This is a genomic window from Ectothiorhodospira variabilis (genome assembly GCF_022227625.1).
GTDB lineage: Bacteria > Pseudomonadota > Gammaproteobacteria > Ectothiorhodospirales > Ectothiorhodospiraceae > Ectothiorhodospira > Ectothiorhodospira haloalkaliphila.
Genome location: NZ_JAJNAO010000002.1, coordinates 139040 through 160608, shown reverse-complemented (window position 1 = coordinate 160608; position 21569 = coordinate 139040). Strand labels below are relative to the sequence as shown.

General features: G+C 65.0%; 17 protein-coding genes. 16 read left to right on the top strand and 1 reads right to left on the bottom strand.

Translation table 11 applies throughout. The features are described from left to right. Positions 1 to 2: 2 nt before the first annotated feature. The 14 genes from LPW30_RS03340 to lpxC all read left to right on the top strand — a co-directional run bounded on the left by LPW30_RS03340 (position 3) and on the right by lpxC (position 17102). Positions 3 to 1715 carry a peptidoglycan D,D-transpeptidase FtsI family protein gene (locus LPW30_RS03340; protein WP_239680074.1) on the top strand — a complete coding sequence of 571 codons (1713 nt, stop codon included), beginning with the start codon at positions 3 to 5 and terminating at the stop codon, positions 1713 to 1715. Further along, a complete protein-coding gene (locus LPW30_RS03335) occupies positions 1712 to 3220 on the top strand; it encodes a UDP-N-acetylmuramoyl-L-alanyl-D-glutamate--2,6-diaminopimelate ligase (RefSeq protein ID WP_239680073.1) in 1509 nt (502 codons plus the stop codon). The genes LPW30_RS03340 and LPW30_RS03335 overlap by 4 nt, the downstream gene beginning before the upstream one ends. After that, a complete protein-coding gene (locus tag LPW30_RS03330) occupies positions 3217 to 4596 on the top strand; it encodes a UDP-N-acetylmuramoyl-tripeptide--D-alanyl-D-alanine ligase (protein WP_239680072.1) in 1380 nt (459 codons plus the stop codon). Before LPW30_RS03335 ends, LPW30_RS03330 begins: the two co-directional genes overlap by 4 nt. Beyond that, positions 4577 to 5659: a phospho-N-acetylmuramoyl-pentapeptide-transferase gene (gene mraY / locus LPW30_RS03325; protein WP_239680071.1), complete on the top strand. Its 1083-nt coding sequence runs from the start codon at positions 4577 to 4579 to the stop codon at positions 5657 to 5659. The genes LPW30_RS03330 and mraY overlap by 20 nt, the downstream gene beginning before the upstream one ends. Positions 5660 to 5684: 25 nt before the next feature. After that, positions 5685 to 7001, top strand: a complete 1317-nt coding sequence (gene murD, locus LPW30_RS03320; RefSeq protein WP_029762225.1) for a UDP-N-acetylmuramoyl-L-alanine--D-glutamate ligase — start codon at positions 5685 to 5687, stop codon at positions 6999 to 7001. Then, on the top strand, positions 6998 to 8197 hold the full coding sequence (gene ftsW, locus LPW30_RS03315) for a putative lipid II flippase FtsW (protein ID WP_025280609.1): 1200 nt from the start codon (positions 6998 to 7000) through the stop codon (positions 8195 to 8197). The genes murD and ftsW overlap by 4 nt, the downstream gene beginning before the upstream one ends. Beyond that, the gene (gene murG / locus LPW30_RS03310) at positions 8194 to 9282 is read left to right on the top strand and encodes an undecaprenyldiphospho-muramoylpentapeptide beta-N-acetylglucosaminyltransferase (protein WP_025280610.1); all 1089 of its coding nucleotides are present in this window, start codon (positions 8194 to 8196) and stop codon (positions 9280 to 9282) included. Before ftsW ends, murG begins: the two co-directional genes overlap by 4 nt. Beyond that, complete coding sequence (gene murC / locus LPW30_RS03305) at positions 9279 to 10709, top strand: UDP-N-acetylmuramate--L-alanine ligase (RefSeq protein ID WP_025280611.1); 1431 nt, start codon at positions 9279 to 9281, stop codon at positions 10707 to 10709. Before murG ends, murC begins: the two co-directional genes overlap by 4 nt. Continuing rightward, entirely contained in the window at positions 10706 to 11608 is a 903-nt protein-coding gene (gene murB, locus LPW30_RS03300) for a UDP-N-acetylmuramate dehydrogenase (RefSeq protein ID WP_025280612.1), read from the top strand. The genes murC and murB overlap by 4 nt, the downstream gene beginning before the upstream one ends. After that, a complete protein-coding gene (locus LPW30_RS03295; RefSeq protein WP_025280613.1) occupies positions 11605 to 12540 on the top strand; it encodes a D-alanine--D-alanine ligase in 936 nt (311 codons plus the stop codon). Before murB ends, LPW30_RS03295 begins: the two co-directional genes overlap by 4 nt. A gap of 10 nt (positions 12541 to 12550) precedes the next feature. After that, on the top strand, positions 12551 to 13327 hold the full coding sequence (locus LPW30_RS03290) for a cell division protein FtsQ/DivIB (protein ID WP_051582580.1): 777 nt from the start codon (positions 12551 to 12553) through the stop codon (positions 13325 to 13327). A 75-nt stretch (positions 13328 to 13402) separates the two neighbouring features. Continuing rightward, positions 13403 to 14638, top strand: coding sequence for a cell division protein FtsA (gene ftsA, locus LPW30_RS03285; protein ID WP_025280615.1), 1236 nt, complete (start codon positions 13403 to 13405; stop codon positions 14636 to 14638). Between the two features lie 120 nt (positions 14639 to 14758). Beyond that, positions 14759 to 15970: a cell division protein FtsZ gene (gene ftsZ / locus LPW30_RS03280; RefSeq protein WP_025280616.1), complete on the top strand. Its 1212-nt coding sequence runs from the start codon at positions 14759 to 14761 to the stop codon at positions 15968 to 15970. Positions 15971 to 16190: 220 nt separating this feature from the next. Next, positions 16191 to 17102, top strand: coding sequence for a UDP-3-O-acyl-N-acetylglucosamine deacetylase (gene lpxC, locus LPW30_RS03275; protein WP_239680070.1), 912 nt, complete (start codon positions 16191 to 16193; stop codon positions 17100 to 17102). A gap of 11 nt (positions 17103 to 17113) precedes the next feature. Here the strand turns inward: lpxC and LPW30_RS03270 are convergent, their stop codons facing one another. Continuing rightward, positions 17114 to 17524 (bottom strand): DUF721 domain-containing protein, encoded by a 411-nt coding sequence (locus LPW30_RS03270; protein WP_025280618.1) that lies wholly within the window; start codon positions 17522 to 17524, stop codon positions 17114 to 17116. Between the two features lie 166 nt (positions 17525 to 17690). Between LPW30_RS03270 and LPW30_RS03265 the strand changes: the two genes are divergently transcribed. Together LPW30_RS03265 and secA are read left to right on the top strand one after the other, a co-directional pair. Continuing rightward, the gene (locus LPW30_RS03265) at positions 17691 to 18608 is read left to right on the top strand and encodes a M23 family metallopeptidase (RefSeq protein WP_025280619.1); all 918 of its coding nucleotides are present in this window, start codon (positions 17691 to 17693) and stop codon (positions 18606 to 18608) included. Between the two features lie 105 nt (positions 18609 to 18713). Then, a complete protein-coding gene (secA, locus tag LPW30_RS03260) occupies positions 18714 to 21566 on the top strand; it encodes a preprotein translocase subunit SecA (protein ID WP_239680069.1) in 2853 nt (950 codons plus the stop codon). Positions 21567 to 21569 lie beyond the last annotated feature (3 nt).

The following is a 21569-nucleotide window of genomic DNA, read 5'->3' as shown; positions in this document are numbered from 1 at the left end:
CGATGAAAGAAGAAACCACAGGGGTATCCCGCTGGCGGCGCCTTGTCGTGCTGGGCGCCCTTGTGCTCGCCTTTTCAGCCGTGCTCGTCCGGGGCGTGGACCTGCAGGTGGTGCAGCAGGACTTCCTGCGCGGTGAAGGGGATGCGCGGCATCTGCGCGTGGTCGCCCTGCCGGCTCATCGGGGCATGATCATGGACCGCCAGGGCGAGCCCATGGCGGTGAGTACACCCGTGGATACCGTGTGGGCCAATCCCCAGGAGGTCCTGGAAGAACCACAGCGCCTGCAGGAGGTGGCTCAGGTGCTGGGTGTGGACCCGACCGCTCTTTATCGAAGAGTGTCGGATCGGGCCGGGCGTGAATTCGTCTACCTGCGCCGGCACGTCACCCCCGAGGTGGGGGCGCGCGTGTCTGCACTGGGTGTGCCGGGCGTGGGGTTGCAGCGTGAATACCGCCGCTATTACCCCATGGGCGAGGTGGCTTCCCACGTGCTGGGCTTCACCAACATCGATGATCATGGTCAGGAGGGCATCGAGCTGGGCTACAACGCCTGGCTCACGGGCGAGCCCGGGGCCAAGCGGGTGCTCCGTGATCGCCTTGGGCGAGTGATCCGGGACGTGGAAAACATCCGGCCCGCAAGCCACGGACAGGATCTTCGCCTCACCATCGATCAGCGCCTGCAATACCTGGCTTATCGGGAACTCAAGGCCGCGGTCAGTGCCCACGGGGCGCGGGCGGGATCGGCCGTGATCCTCGACGCCCGAAACGGCGACGTGCTGGCCATGGTCAATCAACCCTCCTACAACCCGAACAACCGCGAGACCCTCCAGGGGGACCGGTTTCGTAACCGGGCCGTCACGGATCTGATCGAGCCCGGTTCCACCATCAAGCCCTTTACCGTGGCCGCTGCCCTGGAGTCTGGCCAGTTTCAGCCGGAAACCCTGCTGGAAACCAGCCCCGGCACTTTGCGCGTGGGACGACACACCATCCGCGATATCCGCAATTATGGTCTGATTGATTTGTCCACCCTGCTGGTCAAGTCCTCCAATGTGGGCGCCAGCAAGCTGGCCATGGCCATCGAGCCCCAGGCGTTGTGGGAAACCTTCTTCCAGTTGGGCTTTGGTCGGGCCACCGGCAGCGGTTTTCCCGGGGAGGCAGGCGGCACCCTGCGCGATTTTCTCTACTGGCGGGAAGTGGATCGCGCCACTCTGGCCTTTGGCTACGGTGTGTCCGTGTCCATGCTGCAACTGGCCCAGGCCTATGCCGCCATCGCCAACGATGGGGTGATGCCCGCGCCCCGCTTCGTGCAATCCCAGGAAGTCCGGCCCGGAGAGCAGGTCATGCATGCCAGCACGGCCCGCACTCTGGTGGACATGCTGGAGGCTTCGGTGGAGCCGGGTGGCACGGGTGTGCGCGCCCGCGTGGAGGGCTATCGGGTGGCGGGCAAGACCGGGACCGTGCGCAAGTCCGGTGCCGGCGGTTACACCGAGGGGCGGTATCTGTCCCTGTTCGCCGGCATGGCACCGGCCAGCAACCCCCGCCTGGTGATGGTGGTGATGGTGGATGAGCCCAGCGGTGATCAGTATTACGGTGGGCAGGTGGCAGCACCTGTGTTTTCCAATGTCATGCGGGGCGCCCTGCGTTTGATGGACATCCCGCCGGATGATCTGCCCGCGTTGCGTTCAGTCTCCGGCCCCGGACAGGGCAATCCCGCATGAATACGCGTCGCTCCTCCTCTCAAGCCTGGCGCCTCTCGGACCTTCTGAGTCCGCATGTGAGCGTGCCCGTGGAACGGGATCGAGAAATCAGCGGCCTGTGTCTTGATAGTCGCCGGGCTCAACCCGGCGAAGTCTTTTTTGCCTTGGCAGGCCATGATCATCATGGCCTGACGCATGCCAGCGAGGCCGTCCGCCGGGGCGTGGCGGCGGTGGTCTGGGAACCCCTCAAGGGGGTCAGTCCTCCTGACCTGGGAGAAGAGGTCTCTTATATTGAGGCGCCGGACCTTCGCCAGTACCTGGGGCAGGTGGCAGCGCGTTTTCATGGTCATCCCAGTCGGTCCATGAAGGTGGTCGGGGTGACCGGCACGGATGGCAAGACCTCGGTATCGCAGATCCTGGCTGCCGCGCTGGATAGCGAGAGCGCCCCCTGTGGCGTCCTGGGGACACTGGGCTACGGTCGCTGGGGCGAGTTGCGGGATCCGGGGCTGACCACGCCCGATCCGGTCACCCTGCAAGGGCGCCTGGCCGAGATGACTGCCCAGGGTGTTCGCCGGGTGGTGATGGAAGTCTCCTCCCATGCCCTGGCCCAGTCCCGGGTGGCGGGCGTGGACTTTGACCTGGCCATCCTGACCAACCTGGGCCACGACCACCTGGACTACCACGCCACCGCCGCCGCTTACGGCGAGGCCAAGGCCAGACTGTTCGAATGGCCGGGTCTGAAGACGGCCGTTCTCAATCTGGATGATCCCTTCGGTCAGATGCTGGTCGGTCGCATTGAAGATCATGTGCAGATACTCGGCTATGGCTTGCGCGCCGACCCGGGTGGGCGTGATCACCTGCATGCCTCAGACCTGCACTTCGGACCCGAGGGCGTGCGTTGTCGGGTGCACACCCCCTGGGGCGACGGGGAACTGGAAACCCGCTTGCTGGGCCGGTTCAACGTGCTGAATCTGCTTGCCGCCCTGGGCGCAATGCTCACCCTGGACGTCACCCTCTCCGATGCCCTGGAACGCCTGTCACGCAGTCCGGTCATCCCCGGGCGCATGGAGTGTTTTCGGGGCAGCCGGGGGCCGACTCTGGTGGTGGACTACGCTCACACCCCCGAGGCCCTGGCCCAGGCACTGCAAGCGGCGCGCGCCCACTGCGCTGGACGTCTGTGGTGCGTGTTCGGTTGCGGGGGGAACCGCGACCGGGGCAAGCGGCCGCTCATGGCCAGGGTGGCCGAACGGTATGCCGATCATGTGATCCTCACCAGCGACAACCCGCGGCGGGAGGACCCCATGGCCATCATCGCGGAGGTGAGCCGAGGGTTCGCGCGCGCAGATGCCGTACGCATCGAGGCGGACCGGGATGCGGCGATCCGCCATGCCTTCATGCAGGCTGGATCCCGGGATATGGTCCTGGTGGCCGGCAAGGGCCACGAAACCGGCCAGACGGTGGGCACCGAGGTCCGGCCCTTCAGCGACCGGCAACTGGCGTTGGCCCTGACAGGGGGTGGCGCATGATGCGGCTTTCCCTTCAGGAAGCAGCGAGCCTGTGTCACGGCAGCCCAAGCGGCGATGACGTCATGGTCACGGGCGTCTCCACTCACAGCCGCCAGGTATCGGGGGGGTCGTTATTCGTGGCCTTGCAGGGGCCGCGTTTCGATGCCCATGAGTTCATCCATGCCGCCTTGCCGGCCGCTGCCGTGATGGTGAGTCGTCCCGTGGCATCCGGGCATCCCCGGATCCTGGTGAAGGATACCCGCCAGGCCCTGGGCGCCCTGGCCGCAGGCTGGCGTCGTCGCTGCCCGGCCCGGGTGGTGGGCCTGACCGGCAGTAATGGCAAGACCACCGTCAAGGAGATGCTCGCCGCCATCCTGCAGCAGGCGGGGAGTACTCTCGCCACCCGCGGCAACCTGAACAACGATATCGGCGTGCCCCTGACATTGCTGGGGCTGTCCACGGAGCATCGGTTTGCGGTGATCGAGATGGGGGCCAATCATGCCGGGGAGATCGCGAACCTCACAGCCCTGGCGGGGCCTCAGGTGGCGCTGATCACCAATGCCGGTCCGGCGCACCTGGAGGGGTTCGGAAGTCTGGAAGGCGTGGCACGGGCCAAGGGCGAGATCTTCCAGGGACTGGGCCCCGACGGGGTGGCGGTGATCAACGCCGATGATCCCTATGCGCAGTTCTGGGAAAGCCTGAATACGGGGCGTCACACACTGCTGTTTGGCACCAGTGAACGGGCACAGGTACAGGTGGGGCAGGGGGCCGATGGCGTTGCATGGGTTCGTCATGAAGGCGTGTGCCTGCCCGTGAACCTGGCGCTGCCGGGTGCCCATAACCGTCTCAATGCGGCCGCGGCGGCCGCTGCGTCCCTGGCCCTGGGGCTTGACCTTGAGACCATCGCCGCCGGGCTGAGCTCCCTGGCACCGGTGCCCGGTCGATTGATGCGGCGCAAAGGGCGCGACGGCCTGAACATCATCGATGACAGTTACAACGCCAATCCCGCCTCCACGCGGGCCGCCGTGGACATGCTGCTGGACGAGCCGGGGCCCCGGATCCTGGTGCTCGGCGACATGGGGGAGTTGGGGGACGATGGTCCGGCCCTGCACCGGCAGACGGGTGAATATGCCGCTGCCAGGGGGGTGGACCGACTGCTGGCGGTGGGCCCGCTGTGTCGGCATGCGGTGGAAGGTTTTGGAGAACGTGCCCTTCATTTCAAGGATCAGGAGGCCCTGATCCGCGCCCTGGACACCCTCTTGCCCAAGAACGGAACCCTTCTGGTCAAGGGGTCGCGGGGGCAACGTATGGAGCGAGTGGTGGAAGCATTGATCACGCCGGATGAGCGGCAACAGGAACAATCGGAGAGCCAAGAGCATGCTGCTCATTCTGTTTGAGTATCTCAGCCAGTACTACACGGCACTGAGCGTCTTCCAGTACCTGACCCTGCGCGCCATCCTGGGCGTGCTCACGGCGCTGCTGATCGCATTCTGGGTGGGCCCCACCATGATCAAGCGCCTCACCCTGTACAAGATTGGCCAGCACATTCGTGACGATGGCCCCCAGACCCACCTGGGCAAGGCGGGTACGCCCACCATGGGGGGTGCACTGATCCTGGTGGCCGTGGCCGTCAGTACCCTGCTATGGAGTGATCTGGGGAATCGGTTTGTCTGGATCGTGCTCATCGTCACCCTCCTGTTCGGTTTAATCGGCGGGATCGACGATTACTTGAAGCTTCGTTACGGCAACAGCCAGGGCCTTTCGGCCCGCAAGAAATTCTTCTGGCAGTCGGTGGTGGCCTTTGCCACGGCCTTCCTGCTCTTCTACACGGCGCAGACGCCTATCGAGACCACCCTGATCATGCCCGTCTTCAAGGACGTGGCCATCGACCTGGGTTTGTGGTTCATCCCCCTCACCTGGCTGGTGATCGTGGGCTCGAGCAACGCGGTGAACCTCACCGACGGCCTGGACGGCCTGGCCATCATGCCCTGTGTGCTGGTGGCCGGCGCCCTGGGCGTGTTTGCCTATGTCTCCGGCCATGCCATCTTCGCCGACTACCTGGGCATTCCCTACGTGCCGGGCGTGGGGGATCTGGTGGTGTTCTCTGCCGCTCTGGTGGGGGCCGGCATGGGCTTTTTGTGGTTCAACGCCTATCCGGCGCAGGTCTTCATGGGCGATGTGGGCGCCCTGGCTTTGGGGGCGGCCCTGGGTGTGCTGGCGGTGACCACCCGCCAGGAGGTCGTGCTGGTGATCATGGGTGGGGTGTTCGTGATCGAGACCCTGTCGGTGATCCTGCAGGTGGTCTCCTACAAGCTGACGGGGCGGCGCATCTTCCGGATGGCGCCGCTGCATCATCATTTTGAACTCAAGGGGTGGCCGGAACCCAGGGTGATTGTCCGTTTCTGGATCATCACCGTGGTGCTGGTGCTCATTGGCCTGGCCACCCTCAAGATCCGCTGACAGCGGTGTGGATGTGACGACGAACATGAATACCTTGATCGTGGGACTGGGCAGCACAGGGCTTTCCGTGGCGCGGCATCTGACCGCCCGCGGCGAGTCCTTCTGCGTGGCCGATTCCCGCGAGACTCCCCCCGGTGCCGAGGCCCTCAGGGTGCTGGCTCCGGAGGTTTCCCTGCACTGCGGCCGCTTTGATCCCGAGCTGTTCGCGGGTTTTGATCGTCTGGTGGTGAGCCCCGGCGTCAGCGTGCAGGAACCTGCGGTGCGTGCCGCCGTGGCGGCAGGTGCCCGGGTGGAGGGGGACATCGAACTGTTCGCCCAGGCTGCCACGGCCCCGGTAGTGGCCATCACCGGCTCCAACGGCAAGAGCACCGTGACCACCCTGCTGGGAGAGATGGCCCGGGCCACCGGTCGCCGGGTGGCCGTGGGTGGCAACCTCGGCCCGCCGGCCCTGGACCTGCTCAGCGATCCGGAGCCGGACCTGTATGTGCTGGAGTTGTCCAGTTTCCAGCTGGAGACCACCCATTCCCTGGCCTGCGCCGCGGCGGTGGTGCTCAATGTTTCGGCGGACCACCTGGATCGCTATCACGACCTGGATGACTATGCCCGGGCCAAGGCCCGGATCTATCAGCGGGCCAGGGCCGCGGTGATCAACCGGGACGACCCGGTGGTCAGTGCCATGCATCCGGAGGTGACTCCGGTGAGTTTTGGTCTGGACGCTCCCGAAAAGGGGCAGTTCGGTCTGCATGTTCGCAGCGGTGTGCAATGGCTGTCCCGGGGGGAGCAGACCCTGGTGGCGGAATCCACGCTTCGGCTGGCCGGCAGCCACAACATCGCCAATGCCCTGGCGGCACTGGCCCTGGCCGATGCCATTGGCCTGCCCCTGGAGACCAGTATCGTGGCCCTGGGGGATTTCACGGGCCTGCCCCATCGGTGCCAGTGGCTGACCACCTTCCGAGGCGTGAACTGGTACAACGACTCCAAGGGGACCAACCTGGGCTCCACGCTGGCGGCCCTGACCGGTTTGCCCGGTCGCGTGGTGCTGATCGCCGGGGGGCAGGGCAAGGGCCAGGACTTTACTCCGCTGCGACAGGTAGCCCAGCAAAAGGCCCGGGCGGTGGTGCTTCTGGGGCAGGATGCCGGTGTCATCGAACAGGCCCTGGGGGGTGTGGTGCCGGTGGTGCGGGCTCGGGACCTGAATCAGGCGGTCGATGAGGCGGCGCGTCTGGCGCGCCGCAAGGACAGCGTGCTGCTCTCGCCGGCCTGTGCCAGCTTCGACATGTTCCGGGGCTACGAGCACCGGGGCGAGGTCTTTGAGGCGGCGGTACGGAGGCTGGTGTCATGAAGATGCTGGATCTCCAGGCAAGTCGCGATGCAGGCACCCGCCTGACGGTGGAGATTCACCAGCGGGTCGATGTGGGTCTGGCCCTGGTGGTGCTGGCCCTCTTGTCGCTTGGGTTGATCATGGTGGCATCTGCCTCCGTAGGCATGGCCGAGCCCTTCTATTTCCTGCAGCGGCAGGTGGTCTTCGTGGCGCTGGGGCTGGTGGCCGCCTGGGCCCTGTACTCCCTGCGCCTGGCCTACTGGGAGCAGGCAGGTTTGCTGGTGCTGGTACTGGTGTATGTCCTGCTGGTGGCGGTGCTGCTCCCCGGCGTGGGCAAGACAGTGAATGGCTCCACCCGCTGGATCTCTCTGGGCCTTTTCAACCTGCAGGTGTCCGAGGTGGTCAAGCTGCTGGTGACGGTCTATCTGGCGGGATACCTGGTGCGCCATGGACGCCAGGTGCGCGAGAGCATGATGGGCTTTGTCAAACCCCTGATGTTGCTGGGGCTGGCGACCATACCGCTGCTGATGCAGCCGGATTTCGGGGCCGCGGTGGTGTTGCTGGCCATCGGTCTGGGCATGCTCTTTCTGGGCGGGGCCCGTCTTTGGCAGTTCGTGCTGCTGCTCGGCGTGGTGAGCAGTGCCATGGCCTATCTGGCCATACAGACTCCTTATCGAATCGCTCGCCTCACCGGCTTCATGGATCCCTGGACCGATCCCTTCAACACCGGCTTCCAGCTCACCCAGTCGCTGATTGCCATCGGCAGTGGTTCCTGGTTCGGCGTGGGGCTGGGGGGCAGCGTGCAGAAGCTGTTCTACCTGCCCGAGGCCCACAATGACTTCCTGTTTGCGGTCATGGCCGAGGAACTGGGCCTGGTGGGGGTCTGCGTGGTGGTGGGACTGTTCGTTTTCCTGGTCTGGCGCAGTTTCGCCATCGGCCAGGCGGCCGAGGCGGTTGGCCATCGGTTCGGGGCCTTCCTGGCCTACGGCATTGGCATCTGGATCGGTCTGCAGGCCTTCATCAACATGGGAGTGAACATGGGACTGTTGCCTACCAAGGGTTTGACCTTGCCTCTGATGAGCTATGGAGGCAGTTCCATGCTGGTGACCTGCGCCGCCATGGGACTGCTGGCACGGGTGCATCGGGAAACCGTGGAAAGCGGAGGCTGGCGTCGCCGCAGCCCTCGGCGCAAGGTCCGAGCGGAGGCCAACGCATGAGCCAGCGTCCCATCCTCATCATGGCCGGGGGCACCGGTGGACATGTCTTCCCGGGGCTGGCGGTGGCAGCCCATCTTCAGGCCCAGGGGGAAGAGGTCTGCTGGCTGGGTACGGCGCGTGGCCTGGAGGCCCGGCTGGTGCCCGAGGCTGGCATCCCCTTTCACACGCTGCCGGTGAGCGGTTTGCGCGGCAAGGGGGTGGGCACCTGGTTGCTGGCCCCCTGGCGTGTGGGTGTGGCGCTCTGGGCCGCCCTTGCCCTGCTCATGCGCATCAAGCCTCGTGCCGTACTGGGGTTGGGCGGTTTCGCCTCCGGCCCGGGTGGGTTGATGGCTGCGGCCCTGGGCCGACCCCTGGTGATCCATGAACAGAATGCGGTGGCGGGTCTGACCAATCGCTGGTTGGCAGGTCCCGCTGATCTGGTACTGGAGGCGTTTCCCGATACCTTCGCCGCCCGTCACGAGGCAGTGACCGTGGGCAACCCGGTGCGCGAACAGATCCTGCATCTGCCGGCTCCCGCCCAGCGCATGGCCGGTCGGGAAGGCCGGCTGCGCCTGCTGGTGGTGGGGGGAAGCCTGGGGGCCCTGGCCCTGAACACCTGTGTGCCCGAAGCCGTGGCGCGGCTGCCCCGGGAAGAACGCCCCCTGATCCGGCATCAGGCGGGCGAGCGTACCGTGGAGCAGGCCCGGGCGGCTTATCAGGCCGCCGATGTGGAGGCCCGGGTAGACGCCTTCATCGAGGATATGGCCGAGGCCTATGCCTGGGCAGACGTGGTCATCTGCCGATCCGGTGCCCTGACCGTGTCCGAGCTGGCGGCGGCTGGCGTGGCCTCGCTGCTGGTGCCCTATCCCCATGCGGTGGACGACCATCAACGCATCAATGGGCGCTATCTGGCCGAACCTGGCGCGGCCTGGTTGGTGCCGCAAACGGAATTCAATCCCGAAGAACTGGCGGCGCGACTGCGGGCGATGACCCGTCCGCGACTGCAGGACATGGCCGAGAAGGCCCGCTCCCTGGCCCATCCCGAGGCGACCCGGCGGGTGGCAGAGGCCTGTCAGGCCCTGGCGCGAGGAGGTGACGGGCAATGAATGCACCCACTGCCATGATCGGTATGCGCCGCATCCGCCGTATTCACTTCGTGGGTATCGGTGGCTCGGGCATGGGCGGCATTGCCGAGGTGCTGGCCAACCTGGGGTATCAGGTCAGCGGCTCTGACATGGCCGAGAATGCCGTGACCCGGCGCCTGGAAGACCTGGGTGTGGATGTGTACCGGGGCCATGATGCGGCCCACATGGCCCGTGCCGACGTGCTGGTGGTCTCCAGCGCCATTCGTCCCGACAACCCGGAACTGCGTGCTGCCCGTGAGCGCCGCATCCCGGTGGTGGCCCGGGCCGAGATGCTGGCCGAGCTGATGCGGTTTCGCTATGGCATCGCCGTGGCCGGCACCCATGGCAAGACCACCACCACCAGCCTGGTGGCCAGCCTGCTGGCCGAGGGGGGGCTGGACCCCACCTTCGTCATCGGTGGACGCCTCAATAGTACCGCCAGCCATTCCCGGCTGGGGCAGGGCAGTTACCTGGTGGCTGAGGCCGATGAGAGCGACGCCTCCTTCCTGTGCCTGCAGCCCATGATTTCCGTGGTCACCAATATCGATGCGGACCATCTGGCGACCTATGAGGGTGATTTCACGCGGCTCAAGGACGCCTTCCTGGAGTTTCTGCATCACCTGCCTTTCTATGGTCTGGCGGTGCTGTGCGTGGATGATGACCAGATCCGCCAGCTGATCGAGCGTATTGGTCGCCCCATGCTCACCTACGGGGTGGAGCATCCAGCCGATGTGCGGGCCACGCAGGTGCAGGCCAATGGCACCCGTACCCATTTCCTTTTGCATCTGCCGGGGCGGGATACGGGCTTCCCGGTCACCCTGAACCTGCCCGGGCGTCACAACGTGCTCAACGCCCTGGCGGCCGTGGCTGTGGCCCACGAACTGGGGGTCGGTGACGAGGCCATCCAGCGGGCCCTGCAGGGTTTCCAGGGTATCGGGCGTCGTTTCCAGGTGTATGGTGAGTTGCAGATCGCCAACGGGCAGGTGCTGCTGGTGGATGATTATGGTCATCACCCCACCGAGGTGGCCGCGACCCTGGCCGCCGCCCGCGCCGCCTGGCCGGACCGCCGCCTGGTGCTGGCCTTCCAGCCTCATCGTTACACCCGCACCCGTGACCTGTTCGAGGACTTTACCGAGACCCTGTCCGAGCCCGATGCCCTGGTGCTGCTGGAGGTCTATCCGGCGGGCGAGGAGCCCATTCAGGGCGCCGATGGCCGCACCCTGGCCCGAGCGATCCGCATGCGTGGACGGGTGGATCCGGTCTTTGTGGACGCCCCGGAACGCCTGGTGGATGCCCTCAAGGGCGTTCTCGAGGATGGCGATGTGCTGCTGACTCAGGGCGCCGGCAATGTGGGCGCCCTGTCCGCCAGCCTGCCGCGGGCCCTGGGCGTGCAAGGGGGGTTGGAATGAGCACCGGCCATCTGCGAGGCGAGCTGCGCATCAATGAGCTGATGGCGCGCCACACCTCGTGGCGGGTGGGCGGACCTGCGGATCGCTGGTATCGCCCTGCCGATGCGCAGGATCTGAGCCACTTCCTGTCCGGGCTGCGTGCCGGCGAGCCCCTGATGTGGGTCGGACTGGGCAGCAATCTGCTGGTCCGTGACGGCGGCGTGCGCGGCACGGTGATCGCGTGCAGCGGCATCATGGACGACCTGGAGATATTGGAAGATCAGCGGATTCGGGTCGGGGCCGGCGTGAGCTGCGCCAAGCTGGCCCGTTTCTGCGCCGAGCATGATCGGGTGGGCGGTGAGTTCTTCGCCGGAATTCCCGGTGCCCTGGGCGGTGCTCTGGCCATGAATGCCGGGGCCTGGGGCGATGACACCTGGTCCCACGTGCGGGAGGTGTTGACCATCGACCGCCAGGGGCGGATGGAGCGGCGCCACCCCTCGGAATACCAGGTGGGGTATCGCTCGGTGCGAGGGCGGGGAGAGGCCTGGTTCGTGGAGGCCGTACTCCAGTTCGAGGCCGGTGATGGCACTCGCAGCCGCCAGCACATCAAGGAGCTGCTGGCCCGGCGCGGGGAGACCCAGCCCATTGGTCAGCCCTCCTGCGGTTCGGTGTTCCGCAACCCCCCCGGGGATCATGCGGCGCGTCTGATCGAGGCCTGCGGGCTCAAGGGTTTTGCCATCGGCGGCGCCCAGGTGTCGGAGAAGCATGCCAATTTCATCATCAACACCGGCGGTGCCCGGGCCCGGGATATCGAGGCCCTGATGAGCCATGTGCGGCAGGTGGTGCAGGCGCATTACGGTGTGGCGCTGGAGTCCGAGGTTCGCATCGTCGGTGAACCCCATCGGGAGGATCGGGCATGAATCAATCGAACATGGCGGACTTTGGCAAGGTGGCGGTCCTCATGGGCGGCTGGTCCGCGGAGCGGGAGGTGTCGCTGCGCAGCGGTGCCGAGGTACTCAAGGCCTTGCGTGCCGCCGATGTGGACGCCCATGGCGTGGATGTGGGGCGCGACATCCTGGACGTGCTGGCCCGGGAACGATACGACAGGGCCTTCATCGTCCTGCACGGCCGGGGCGGAGAGGATGGCCTCATCCAGGGTGCCCTGGAGGTGCTGGGCCTGCCTTACACCGGCAGCGGCGTGGCCGGCTCGGCCCTGGGGATGAACAAGCTGCTGACCAAACGCCTGTGGCGCGGCGCCGGTCTGCCCACGCCGGACTTCCGGGTGCTGGAGCAGGACACGGACCCCCGCGCCGTTGTGGATGCTCTGGGTCTGCCCTTGATCGTCAAGCCCGCCCTGGAGGGCTCCAGCATTGGCATGACCAAGGTCTCACAACTGGAGGAACTGGGTCAGGCACAGGAGACGGCCGCCCGCTGTGGCGGCCCGGTGTTTGCCGAACACTGGGTGCGTGGCGCCGAGTACACCGTCGCCATCCTGGATGGGCAGGCCCTGCCGCCGATCCGACTGGAAACGCCCCGGTCGTTCTACGACTACGAGGCCAAGTATCAAGCGGACGATACCCTCTACCACTGCCCCTGCGGGTTGCCCGCTGACGAGGAAGCGAGTCTGCAGCGGCTGGCCCTGGATGCCTTCAATGCAGTATCCGGCGAGGGCTGGGGCCGCGTGGACCTGATGCGGGATGGGCAGGGCGGCGCCTGGCTCATCGAGGTGAACACCGTGCCGGGCATGACGGATCACAGTCTGGTCCCCATGGCCGCACGCGCGGCGGGTCTGGACTTCCAGGCCCTGGTCGTCCGCATCCTGGCCACCACCCTGACGCCGGGAGGGCGGTGATGCAGTGCGCATGCGCAAACGCACCATGGCACGGCGTCATCTGTCGCGACCACCCTGGTGGCGCCGGCCCTGGCTGCGCCGTGGCCTGCGCCTTGTGTGGCTGGGAGGGGTGGCCGTGTTGCTGATGGCATTGGTGACCAAGGGCGTGGAGCGACTCCTGCATCCGGAGACCCTGCCGGTACGCAGCGTGGTGATCGAGGGGGACTTTCAGTACCTGGATCGTCAGGCCGTATCGGAGACTCTGGTGCCCTATGCCAGCGGCGGGTTCTTCAGTCTGGACCTGCGGCCGGTGGAGCGGGCGGTGGAGGCGATGCCCTGGGTGCATGGCGTCTCCGTGCGCCGGGAATGGCCGGACCGCCTGGTGGTGCGGGTGGATGAGCAGGTGCCCGTGGCCCGCTGGGGCGAGACGGCCCTGCTCAACCAGTATGGTGAGCTTTTCCACCCCCCGGTGGAGACTCAGCCCGAGGGATTGCCCGCCCTGTGGGGCCGCGACGGTCGGGAGCGGCCGCTCATGGAACGGTATCTGGCGGTCCAGGCCCGTCTCGCCGATGTGGGCCTGGAAGTGGAAGGGCTCCAGGAGGATGCCCGCCGCTCCTGGGTGATTCGTCTGCAGGACGGCAGTCAGGTGGTCATGGGGCGCGGCATGGATACGGACCGGCTGGATCGCCTGGTGCGCATGTATCCGCGTTTGACGGAGCACCGGGACGAGCCCATCAAGCGCATCGACATGCGTTACACCAACGGTATTGCCGTCGCCTGGGGAGAGCCAGCGGAGGCATTGGAATGAATGACTTGAAGACGTTTATGGCCAATAGGCAACAGCGACAGACAGCGAACGTCCGGGTACGGGAGAGCAAGATTTATGTCGAAGCGATCGGATAAGGGAATGATCGTCGGCCTGGATATCGGGACCTCCAAGGTGGAGGCCATCGTCGGCGAGATCTCCGATGAAGGAGAGATCGAGATCGTCGGTATCGGCTCGCACCCCTCTCGGGGCCTCAAGAAGGGTGTGGTGGTCAATATCGAGTCCACCGTGCAGTCCATTCAGCGGGCCATCGAGGAGGCCGAGTTGATGGCCGGCTGCCAGATCCACTCGGTGTTCACCGGCATCGCCGGTAGCCACGTGAAGAGTCTCAACTCCACCGGCGTGGTGGCCATCAAGGACCAGGAGGTGACACCGGCGGATGTGGAACGTGTGATCGATGCCGCCCGGGCGGTGGCCATCCCGGCGGATCAGCGCATCCTGCATGTGCTGCCCCAGGAATTCATCATCGACGAGCAGGAGGGTATTCGCGAGCCGGTGGGCATGTCCGGGGTACGGCTGGAGGCCAAGGTGCATCTGGTCACGGGCGCCGTCTCCGCGGCTCAGAACATCATCAAGTGCGTCCGTCGCTGTGGCCTGGAGGTGGACGACATCATCCTTGAGCAACTGGCGTCCAGTTACGCGGTGCTCACCGAGGACGAGAAGGAGTTGGGGGTGTGCCTGGTGGATATCGGTGGCGGCACCACCGATATTGCCGTGTTCACCGATGGGGCCATCCGTCACACGGCGGTGATCCCCATTGCCGGCGATCAGGTGACCAACGACATTGCCGTGGCCCTGCGCACGCCCACCCAGTATGCCGAGGATTTGAAGATCAAGTACGCCTGCGCCCTGCGTCAGTTGGCGGACCCGGAGGAAACCATCGAGGTGCCGGGCGTAGGGGATCGTCCCCCGCGTCGGTTGTCACGCCAGACACTGGCCGGGGTGGTGGAGCCTCGCTACGAGGAACTGATGTCCCTGGTGCAGTCGGAACTGCGGCGCTCCGGCTGCGAGGAGATGGTGGCGGCCGGCGTGGTGCTCACCGGGGGTTCCTCGAAGATGGAGGGCGTGGCCGAACTGGCGGAAGAGGTGTTCCACATGCCGGTGCGGCTGGGGTTGCCCCATTACGTGACCGGGCTGGTGGATGCGGTTCGCAACCCGGTGCATTCCACCGGTGTGGGGCTGCTTTTGTTTGGTCATGAAAGCCGTCTGGAGCGTACCGGTGAGGGAGTGCGTGGCGGTGGCATGAAGTCGGTTTGGGCGCGCATGCGCAGTTGGTTCCAGGGGAACCTGTGATGCGGGTCGGGTGAGGGAATGGCAAAGAACATACGGGAATGCGGCGGCTGGTTGGGTGAGATCGGGATTCGCAAAATCAATTCGGTTGAATGAACCAATGGGTTCTAGGAGGTAACGGAAATGTTTGAACTGATGGATACCTATCCGCAGAACGCGGTCATCAAGGTCATCGGCGTCGGTGGCGGCGGTGGTAATGCGGTGCAGCACATGGTCAACGCCTCCATCGAGGGCGTGGATTTTGTCTGCGCCAACACGGATGCCCAGGCACTGAAGCGGGTGGATGCCAAGACCCTGCTGCAGATGGGCGCCCACATCACCAAGGGCCTGGGTGCCGGTGCCGATCCCACGGTGGGCCGCGAGGCCGCCCTGGAGGATCGGGAGCGCATCCAGGAGATGATCGATGGGGCCGATATGGTCTTCATCACCGCCGGCATGGGCGGTGGCACGGGAACCGGCGCCGCCCCGGTGGTGGCGCAGATCGCCAAGGAGATGGGCGTGCTCACCGTGGCGGTGGTCACCAAGCCCTTCCCCTTCGAGGGCAAGAAGCGCATGCAGGTGGCGCAGACGGGCATGGAGAATCTGGCCAAGTATGTGGATTCCCTGATCACCATTCCCAACGACAAGCTGCTCTCGGTGCTGGGCAAGAACGTCACTCTGCTGGACGCCTTCAAGGCCGCCAATGATGTGCTGTTGGGTGCGGTTCAGGGCATTGCCGAGCTGATCACCCGCCCAGGCCTGATCAACGTGGACTTCGCCGACGTGCGCACGGTGATGTCGGAGATGGGTATGGCCATGATGGGCACGGGTACTGCCTCCGGTGGTGATCGTGCCCGGGTGGCCGCCGAGGCCGCCATCTCCAGCCCCCTGCTGGAAGACGTGAACCTCTCCGGGGCTCGTGGCATCCTGGTGAACGTGACCGCCGGCATGGATATGTCCATTGGCGAGTTCGAGGAAGTGGGCGCCGCCGTCAAGGAGTTCGCCTCCGAAGACGCCACTGTGGTGGTGGGTACGGTCATCGATCCGGACATGGGCGACGAACTGCGCGTGACCCTGGTGGCCACCGGTCTGGGCACGCCTGGGCAGGCCACCCGTCCCACCCGGGAGAAGCCGGCCGTCAAGCTGGTGGAGACCCATCAGGTGGCTGCCGCCGGCGGTGCAGCGGCTGCGGCCGTGCAGCACGGTCAGTCGGAACTGGAAGTGGTGGACTACGAGAAGCTGGACCGCCCCGCCGTCATGCGCAAGCAGCAAGGTGGTGGCGGTTATGACTCTTCCGGTAACGCCAACATGGACTACCTGGATATTCCGGCTTTCCTGCGCAAACAGGCAGATTGATCATGGCCCGGGTAGGGCCGGGGGGCCTCGCGGGGCGGGGCACCCCCCGGCGCCGGGTGGGCGCTCATCGGAGAGTTTTGGTCGATGACCGGCCACTTATGCTGCACTGCACATGACATAATGCTGTGCTATAGTCGTCAACTTTTATCGACGCCGCTCCGGCCCTGGCGGGAACGGCAGGGCGCCCTTCCGGGCCGTCCGATGCTCCGAGGACATCGCTGTGATCAGACAACGCACACTCAAGAACACCATCCGGGCCACCGGGGTGGGACTTCACACCGGGGAGAAGATCTACCTGATGTTGCGTCCCGCCCCGGCGGACACCGGTGTGGTCTTTCGGCGCGTGGATCTGGATCCGGTGGTGGAGATCAAGGCCCATCCCGAAAATGTGGGAGATACCTGTCTCTCCACCACCATGGTGGATGGCCCGGTGCGGGTTTCCACAGTGGAACATCTGCTCTCGGCCGTGGCGGGTCTTGGGATCGACAACCTTTACGTGGAGGTCAGTGCCGCAGAGGTGCCCATCATGGACGGCAGTGCAGGCCCCTTTGTGTTCCTGATCCAATCCGCGGGCATCGTTGAACAGAATGCACCTAAACGCTTTATCCGGATCAAGAAGCCGGTGGAGGTGCGTGAGGATGACAAGTGGGCCCGGTTCGAGCCCTTCGATGGCTTCAAGGTGGCCTTCTCCATCGGCTTTGATCACCCCATTTTCAGCGGTGGCATCCAGAGTGCCGAACTGGATTTTTCCACCACGTCCTTCGTCAAGGAGGTGAGCCGGGCCCGCACCTTCGGCTTCATGCGCGATATCGAGGCGTTGCGAGGCAAGCAACTGGCCCTGGGGGGTAGTCTGGACAATGCCGTGGTGCTTGACGACTTCCGTGTGCTCAACGAGGACGGCCTGCGGTACGAGGACGAGTTCGTCAAGCACAAGATCCTGGATGCCATCGGTGACTTGTACCAGTTGGGCTACAGCCTGATTGGCGCTTTCGAGGGCTACAAGTCCGGTCATGCCTTGAACAATCACCTGATCCGCCAACTGATCCACCAGCCGGACGCCTACGAGATCGTCACCTTCGAGGACGAGTCCGAGCGTCTGCCCATTTCCTACGCCCAGGCGGCCACCGCCTGAGCGTTTCAGCATCAGCCCTGCGTTGCAAAGCGACGCAGGGTCTCCCTCAGTTCCGGATCCTCTACTGAATCCGCTGCCCGGGAAAGGGCTTCGCGGGCGTCCTCGTTGAGCGGGGGCAGAGGCTTGCCGGGGCGTGGCGTGAAGGCCTGCATCACCGGGCGCACGCGGATCTTGATGGATCGGGCGCTGATGCCGTGGTGGGCCTTCATCTGCTTGAGCACCTCCCGCTGCATGTAGCGTAACGGGTGCGCCCAGGTGCCGGAGTCGGTCACCAGGACCAATACGCCGTCCTTGATGTTCCCCACCCAGCAATGATCCCTCAATCCCGGCGGCAGCAGTGTGCGCACGCTCTGGGTCATGGCTTCCAGTCGTCGCGCCTGGTCCAGCATCGTGGGATCGAGATAGGTTCGGGGGGCACGCATGGTGAATCTTCCCGGGGTGGTTGGGCGTGAATGGTTTCCCTTGAGCGGGTTCGTTCGCTATTATCCCAGAGTTTGTAGTTCTATACGGGATTGTGTCGAGCGCATCCCCCGGCTAACTCCGGCTCGTGGTTTGGTCGGGTGGTGTCACTCACAAACTCAGGTCGCCATGCAGATCATCCTATTGGCAGGTCAGGGCCAAAACGGTCCACGTCGTATCCAGTTCACCCGCTGGCAACAGTTTGCCATGCCCATCGCCGCCTTGCTGGTGGTCGGTGGTGCGCTACTGTGGGCCGGATACCAGTTGGGCAGCCGTCAGGCGCCCCCGGATGCCATTTTCGTCCAGTGGGAAAGGGCGCTGGTCGAACAACGTGAACAGCTCAGCCAGACCCGGGACACCACCAAGGCCAGCCTTGATGCCCTCACCCTCAGGGTGGCGCAGCTTCAGGCCCAGGCCACACGCCTGGACGCCCTGGGCAGCAAGCTGGTGAACATGGCCGGGCTCGACGACGGCGAATTCAATTTTGCCGGGCTCCCCGGTATCGGGGGGCCTGAGGATCTCCTGCAGGACACGCGGCGATCCGATCTGACGCGGGAGCTGGATGATCTGGCCCGTGTGCTGGACGATCGGGAATCCCAGTTGCGGCTGCTGGGTCGGCTGATCCTCTCGGACCAGTTGCAGGAAGAGGTCACCCCTGCGGGACGTCCGGTGAGGACGGGCTGGATGTCCTCTGGCTATGGCACCCGCACCGATCCCTTCACCGGCCGCCAGGCCTTCCATCGGGGGGTGGACTTTGCCGCCGCTCCGGGCACCGAGATCATCGCCGTGGCCGGTGGGCTCGTGGTCTTTGCCGACTATAACGATGCCTTTGGCAAGTTGGTGGAGATCGATCACGGTAACGGCTATGTCACGCGCTATGCCCACAATAAGGAAATGCTGGTCTCGGTGGGGGATACGGTGCGCAGAGGCGATGTGATCGCCAAAATGGGTGCCACCGGTCGGGCCACCGGCACGCATGTGCATTTCGAAGTGCTCAAGGACGGTCGGCATACCAATCCCCATCGGTTCATTCAGTCCTCCGGCTGACCTCTCCGGATGAGCCATCGGGCGCGGGCCCCGGCCTCCTGCGCCCTGACGGGCGATCAGTTATCATGGCCGACCAGAAACTCAGTCACGCAGCGCGAAACCTTCATGGTCACAACCCTCGTAAGAAAGATCTTCGGCAGTCGTAACGACCGCCTCGTCAAGCGCTATTCCAAGGTGGTGGAGCGCGTCAACGAACGGGAGGAGGAGGTCAAGGCCCTCTCCGACGAGGCCCTCAAGGCCAAGACCCGGGAATTCCGTGATCGTCTGGCCAAGGATGAAGCCCTGGAAGACCTCATGCCCGAGGCCTTCGCCGTGGTGCGCGAGGCAGGCCGGCGATTCATGGAGATGCGCCACTTCGATGTGCAGCTCATCGGTGGCATGGTGCTCAATGACGGTCGCATCGCCGAGATGCGCACTGGTGAGGGCAAGACCCTGGTGGCCACCCTGTCGGCCTACCTCAACGCCCTGCCCGCCAAGGGCGTGCATGTGATCACCGTGAACGATTACCTGGCCCGCCGGGACGCGGCCTGGATGGGGCGCCTCTATCACAACCTGGGCTTGTCCGTGGGTGTGATCAACGCCTCCGGCGGCAAGGGTGTGGACAGCGCTTCCTACCTTTTCGATCCGGATTTCCCCGGTGACGGCGAAGCACCCCTGCACCTGCGTCCGGTGACCCGCCGTGAGGCCTATGCGGCCGATATCACCTACGGCACGAACAACGAATACGGTTTCGACTATCTGCGCGACAACATGGCTTTTCGCGCAGAGGATCGGGTGCAGCGGGATCTGGCCTACGCCATCGTCGACGAGGTGGACTCCATCCTCATCGACGAGGCCCGCACGCCGCTGATCATCTCCGGGCCCACCAGTGAAAACTCCGAGCTCTACACACGGATGAAGGACATCGTCCCCAAGCTCGTTCCCCAGGAGGATGAGGAGTCCGAGGGCGATTATGTGGTGGACGAGAAGGCAAAGCAGGTCTTCCTATCAGAGGATGGTCAGGAGAGGGCCGAGCAGCTGCTGCTGGAAGCAGGCCTGCTCAAGGAAGGCCAGACCCTGTTCGATGCTGCCAGCATCCCGGTGCTGCATCACCTGAACGCCGCCCTGCGGGCCCATGCCCTGTTCCAGCGGGACGTGCAGTACCTGGTGCGGGACAACAAGGTGCTCATCATCGATGAGTTCACCGGTCGCGTGATGACCGGTCGGCGCTGGTCCGATGGCCTGCACCAGGCCGTGGAGGCCAAGGAAGGGGTGCCGATCCAGAACGAGAACCAGACGCTGGCGTCCATCACCTTCCAGAATTTCTTCCGCCTCTACGACAAGCTCTCCGGCATGACCGGTACGGCGGATACCGAGGCCTACGAGTTCCAGCATATCTATGCCCTGGAGGTGGTGGTGATCCCCACCAACCGCCCCATGGTGCGCAATGACATGCAGGACCTGGTCTACATGACCCAGCAGGAGAAGTACAAGGCCATCATCGAAGAGATCAAGGACTGCAGGGAACGCAAGCAGCCCGTTCTGGTGGGAACCGCGTCGGTGGAGGCCTCCGAGGCCCTGGCCAAGCTGCTCAACCAGGAAAAGATCCACCACGAGGTGCTCAACGCCAAGCAGCACGAGCGCGAAGCCCACATCATCGCTCAGGCAGGTCGTCCCGGCGCGCTGACCATTGCCACCAACATGGCCGGTCGCGGCACCGACATCGTGCTGGGGGGCAGCCTGGATGCCGAGCTGGAGACCCTGGGGGAGAACCCGGATCCAGAGCAGGTGAAGAAGATCAAGAGCGATTGGGAAAAGCGTCACGAGGCCGTCCTGGATGCCGGCGGCCTGCACATCATCGGTTCCGAGCGCCACGAATCCCGCCGTATCGACAACCAGTTGCGTGGTCGCGCCGGTCGTCAGGGCGATCCGGGCTCAAGCCGCTTCTTCCTGTCCCTGGAAGACAACCTGATGCGCATCTTCGCCTCCGACCGGGTCAAGGCCGTGATGCAGCGCCTGGGCATGCAGGAAGGCGAGGCCATCGAGAACGCCTGGGTCACCAAGGCCATCGAGAATGCCCAGCGCAAGGTGGAAGGGCATAACTTCGACATCCGCAAGAACCTGCTGGAATACGACGACGTGGCCAACGACCAGCGTCGCGTGGTCTACGAGCAGCGACGGGAGCTGCTGGACTCGGAGGATATTTCCGACACCATCGAGCCCGTGCTCAATGATGTGCTTGACCAGACCGTGAGTCAGTACATCCCCCCGGGTTCCATCGAGGAGCAGTGGGATGTTCCGGGCCTGACCCAGGCCCTGGAGAGCGATTTTGGCATGAAGCTGGATATCGCCGACTGGCTGGAAAAGGACGATGATCTCCATGAGGAAACCCTGCGTGAGCGCCTGCGCGAGGAATTCCAGCAGGCACTCAAGGCCAAGGGCGAACTGGTGGGGCCGGACATGATGCGCCGGATCGAAAAGGACGTGATGCTTCAGGTGCTGGACAGCCACTGGAAGGAGCATCTGGCCGCCATGGACTACATGCGCCAGAGCATCGGCCTGCGCGGCTACGCCCAGCGCAACCCCAAGCAGGAGTACAAGAAAGAAGCCTTTGCCATGTTCGAATCCCTGCTGGATCGCATCAAGCACGACGTGGTGTCCATGCTCATGCGGCTGCAGGTGCGCTCTCCCGAGGACGTGGCGGCCCTGGAAGAACAGACGCGCACCACCAAGCCCTCGAAGATGCAATTCCAGCATGCCCAGCCCGGTAGCCCCTTGAGTGAGGGTGACGAGGCGCGTGGTGGGCAAGGCGGCGCGCCCCAGCCCGTGGGTTCGGGTGCCCAGGCGGGCAAGGCGGATCAGGGGGAAGAAGCGCAGGAACAGCCATACCGTCGGGAAGAGCCCAAGCTGGGGCGCAACGATCCCTGCTGGTGCGGTTCCGGCAAGAAGTACAAGCATTGCCACGGTAAGCTGGGTTGAGCC

What these genes read in the sequence shown, in the direction of transcription:
- LPW30_RS03340 (WP_239680074.1), top strand. Translation starts at nt 3, where the DNA reads ATGAAAGAAGAAACCACAGGGGTATCCCGCTGGCGGCGCCTTGTCGTG.
- LPW30_RS03335 (WP_239680073.1), top strand. Translation starts at nt 1,712, where the DNA reads ATGAATACGCGTCGCTCCTCCTCTCAAGCCTGGCGCCTCTCGGACCTT.
- LPW30_RS03330 (WP_239680072.1), top strand. Translation starts at nt 3,217, where the DNA reads ATGATGCGGCTTTCCCTTCAGGAAGCAGCGAGCCTGTGTCACGGCAGC.
- mraY (WP_239680071.1), top strand. Translation starts at nt 4,577, where the DNA reads ATGCTGCTCATTCTGTTTGAGTATCTCAGCCAGTACTACACGGCACTG.
- murD (WP_029762225.1), top strand. Translation starts at nt 5,685, where the DNA reads ATGAATACCTTGATCGTGGGACTGGGCAGCACAGGGCTTTCCGTGGCG.
- ftsW (WP_025280609.1), top strand. Translation starts at nt 6,998, where the DNA reads ATGAAGATGCTGGATCTCCAGGCAAGTCGCGATGCAGGCACCCGCCTG.
- murG (WP_025280610.1), top strand. Translation starts at nt 8,194, where the DNA reads ATGAGCCAGCGTCCCATCCTCATCATGGCCGGGGGCACCGGTGGACAT.
- murC (WP_025280611.1), top strand. Translation starts at nt 9,279, where the DNA reads ATGAATGCACCCACTGCCATGATCGGTATGCGCCGCATCCGCCGTATT.
- murB (WP_025280612.1), top strand. Translation starts at nt 10,706, where the DNA reads ATGAGCACCGGCCATCTGCGAGGCGAGCTGCGCATCAATGAGCTGATG.
- LPW30_RS03295 (WP_025280613.1), top strand. Translation starts at nt 11,605, where the DNA reads ATGAATCAATCGAACATGGCGGACTTTGGCAAGGTGGCGGTCCTCATG.
- LPW30_RS03290 (WP_051582580.1), top strand. Translation starts at nt 12,551, where the DNA reads ATGCGCAAACGCACCATGGCACGGCGTCATCTGTCGCGACCACCCTGG.
- ftsA (WP_025280615.1), top strand. Translation starts at nt 13,403, where the DNA reads ATGTCGAAGCGATCGGATAAGGGAATGATCGTCGGCCTGGATATCGGG.
- ftsZ (WP_025280616.1), top strand. Translation starts at nt 14,759, where the DNA reads ATGTTTGAACTGATGGATACCTATCCGCAGAACGCGGTCATCAAGGTC.
- LPW30_RS03270 (WP_025280618.1), bottom strand. Translation starts at nt 17,524, where the DNA reads ATGCGTGCCCCCCGAACCTATCTCGATCCCACGATGCTGGACCAGGCG.
- LPW30_RS03265 (WP_025280619.1), top strand. Translation starts at nt 17,691, where the DNA reads ATGCAGATCATCCTATTGGCAGGTCAGGGCCAAAACGGTCCACGTCGT.
- secA (WP_239680069.1), top strand. Translation starts at nt 18,714, where the DNA reads ATGGTCACAACCCTCGTAAGAAAGATCTTCGGCAGTCGTAACGACCGC.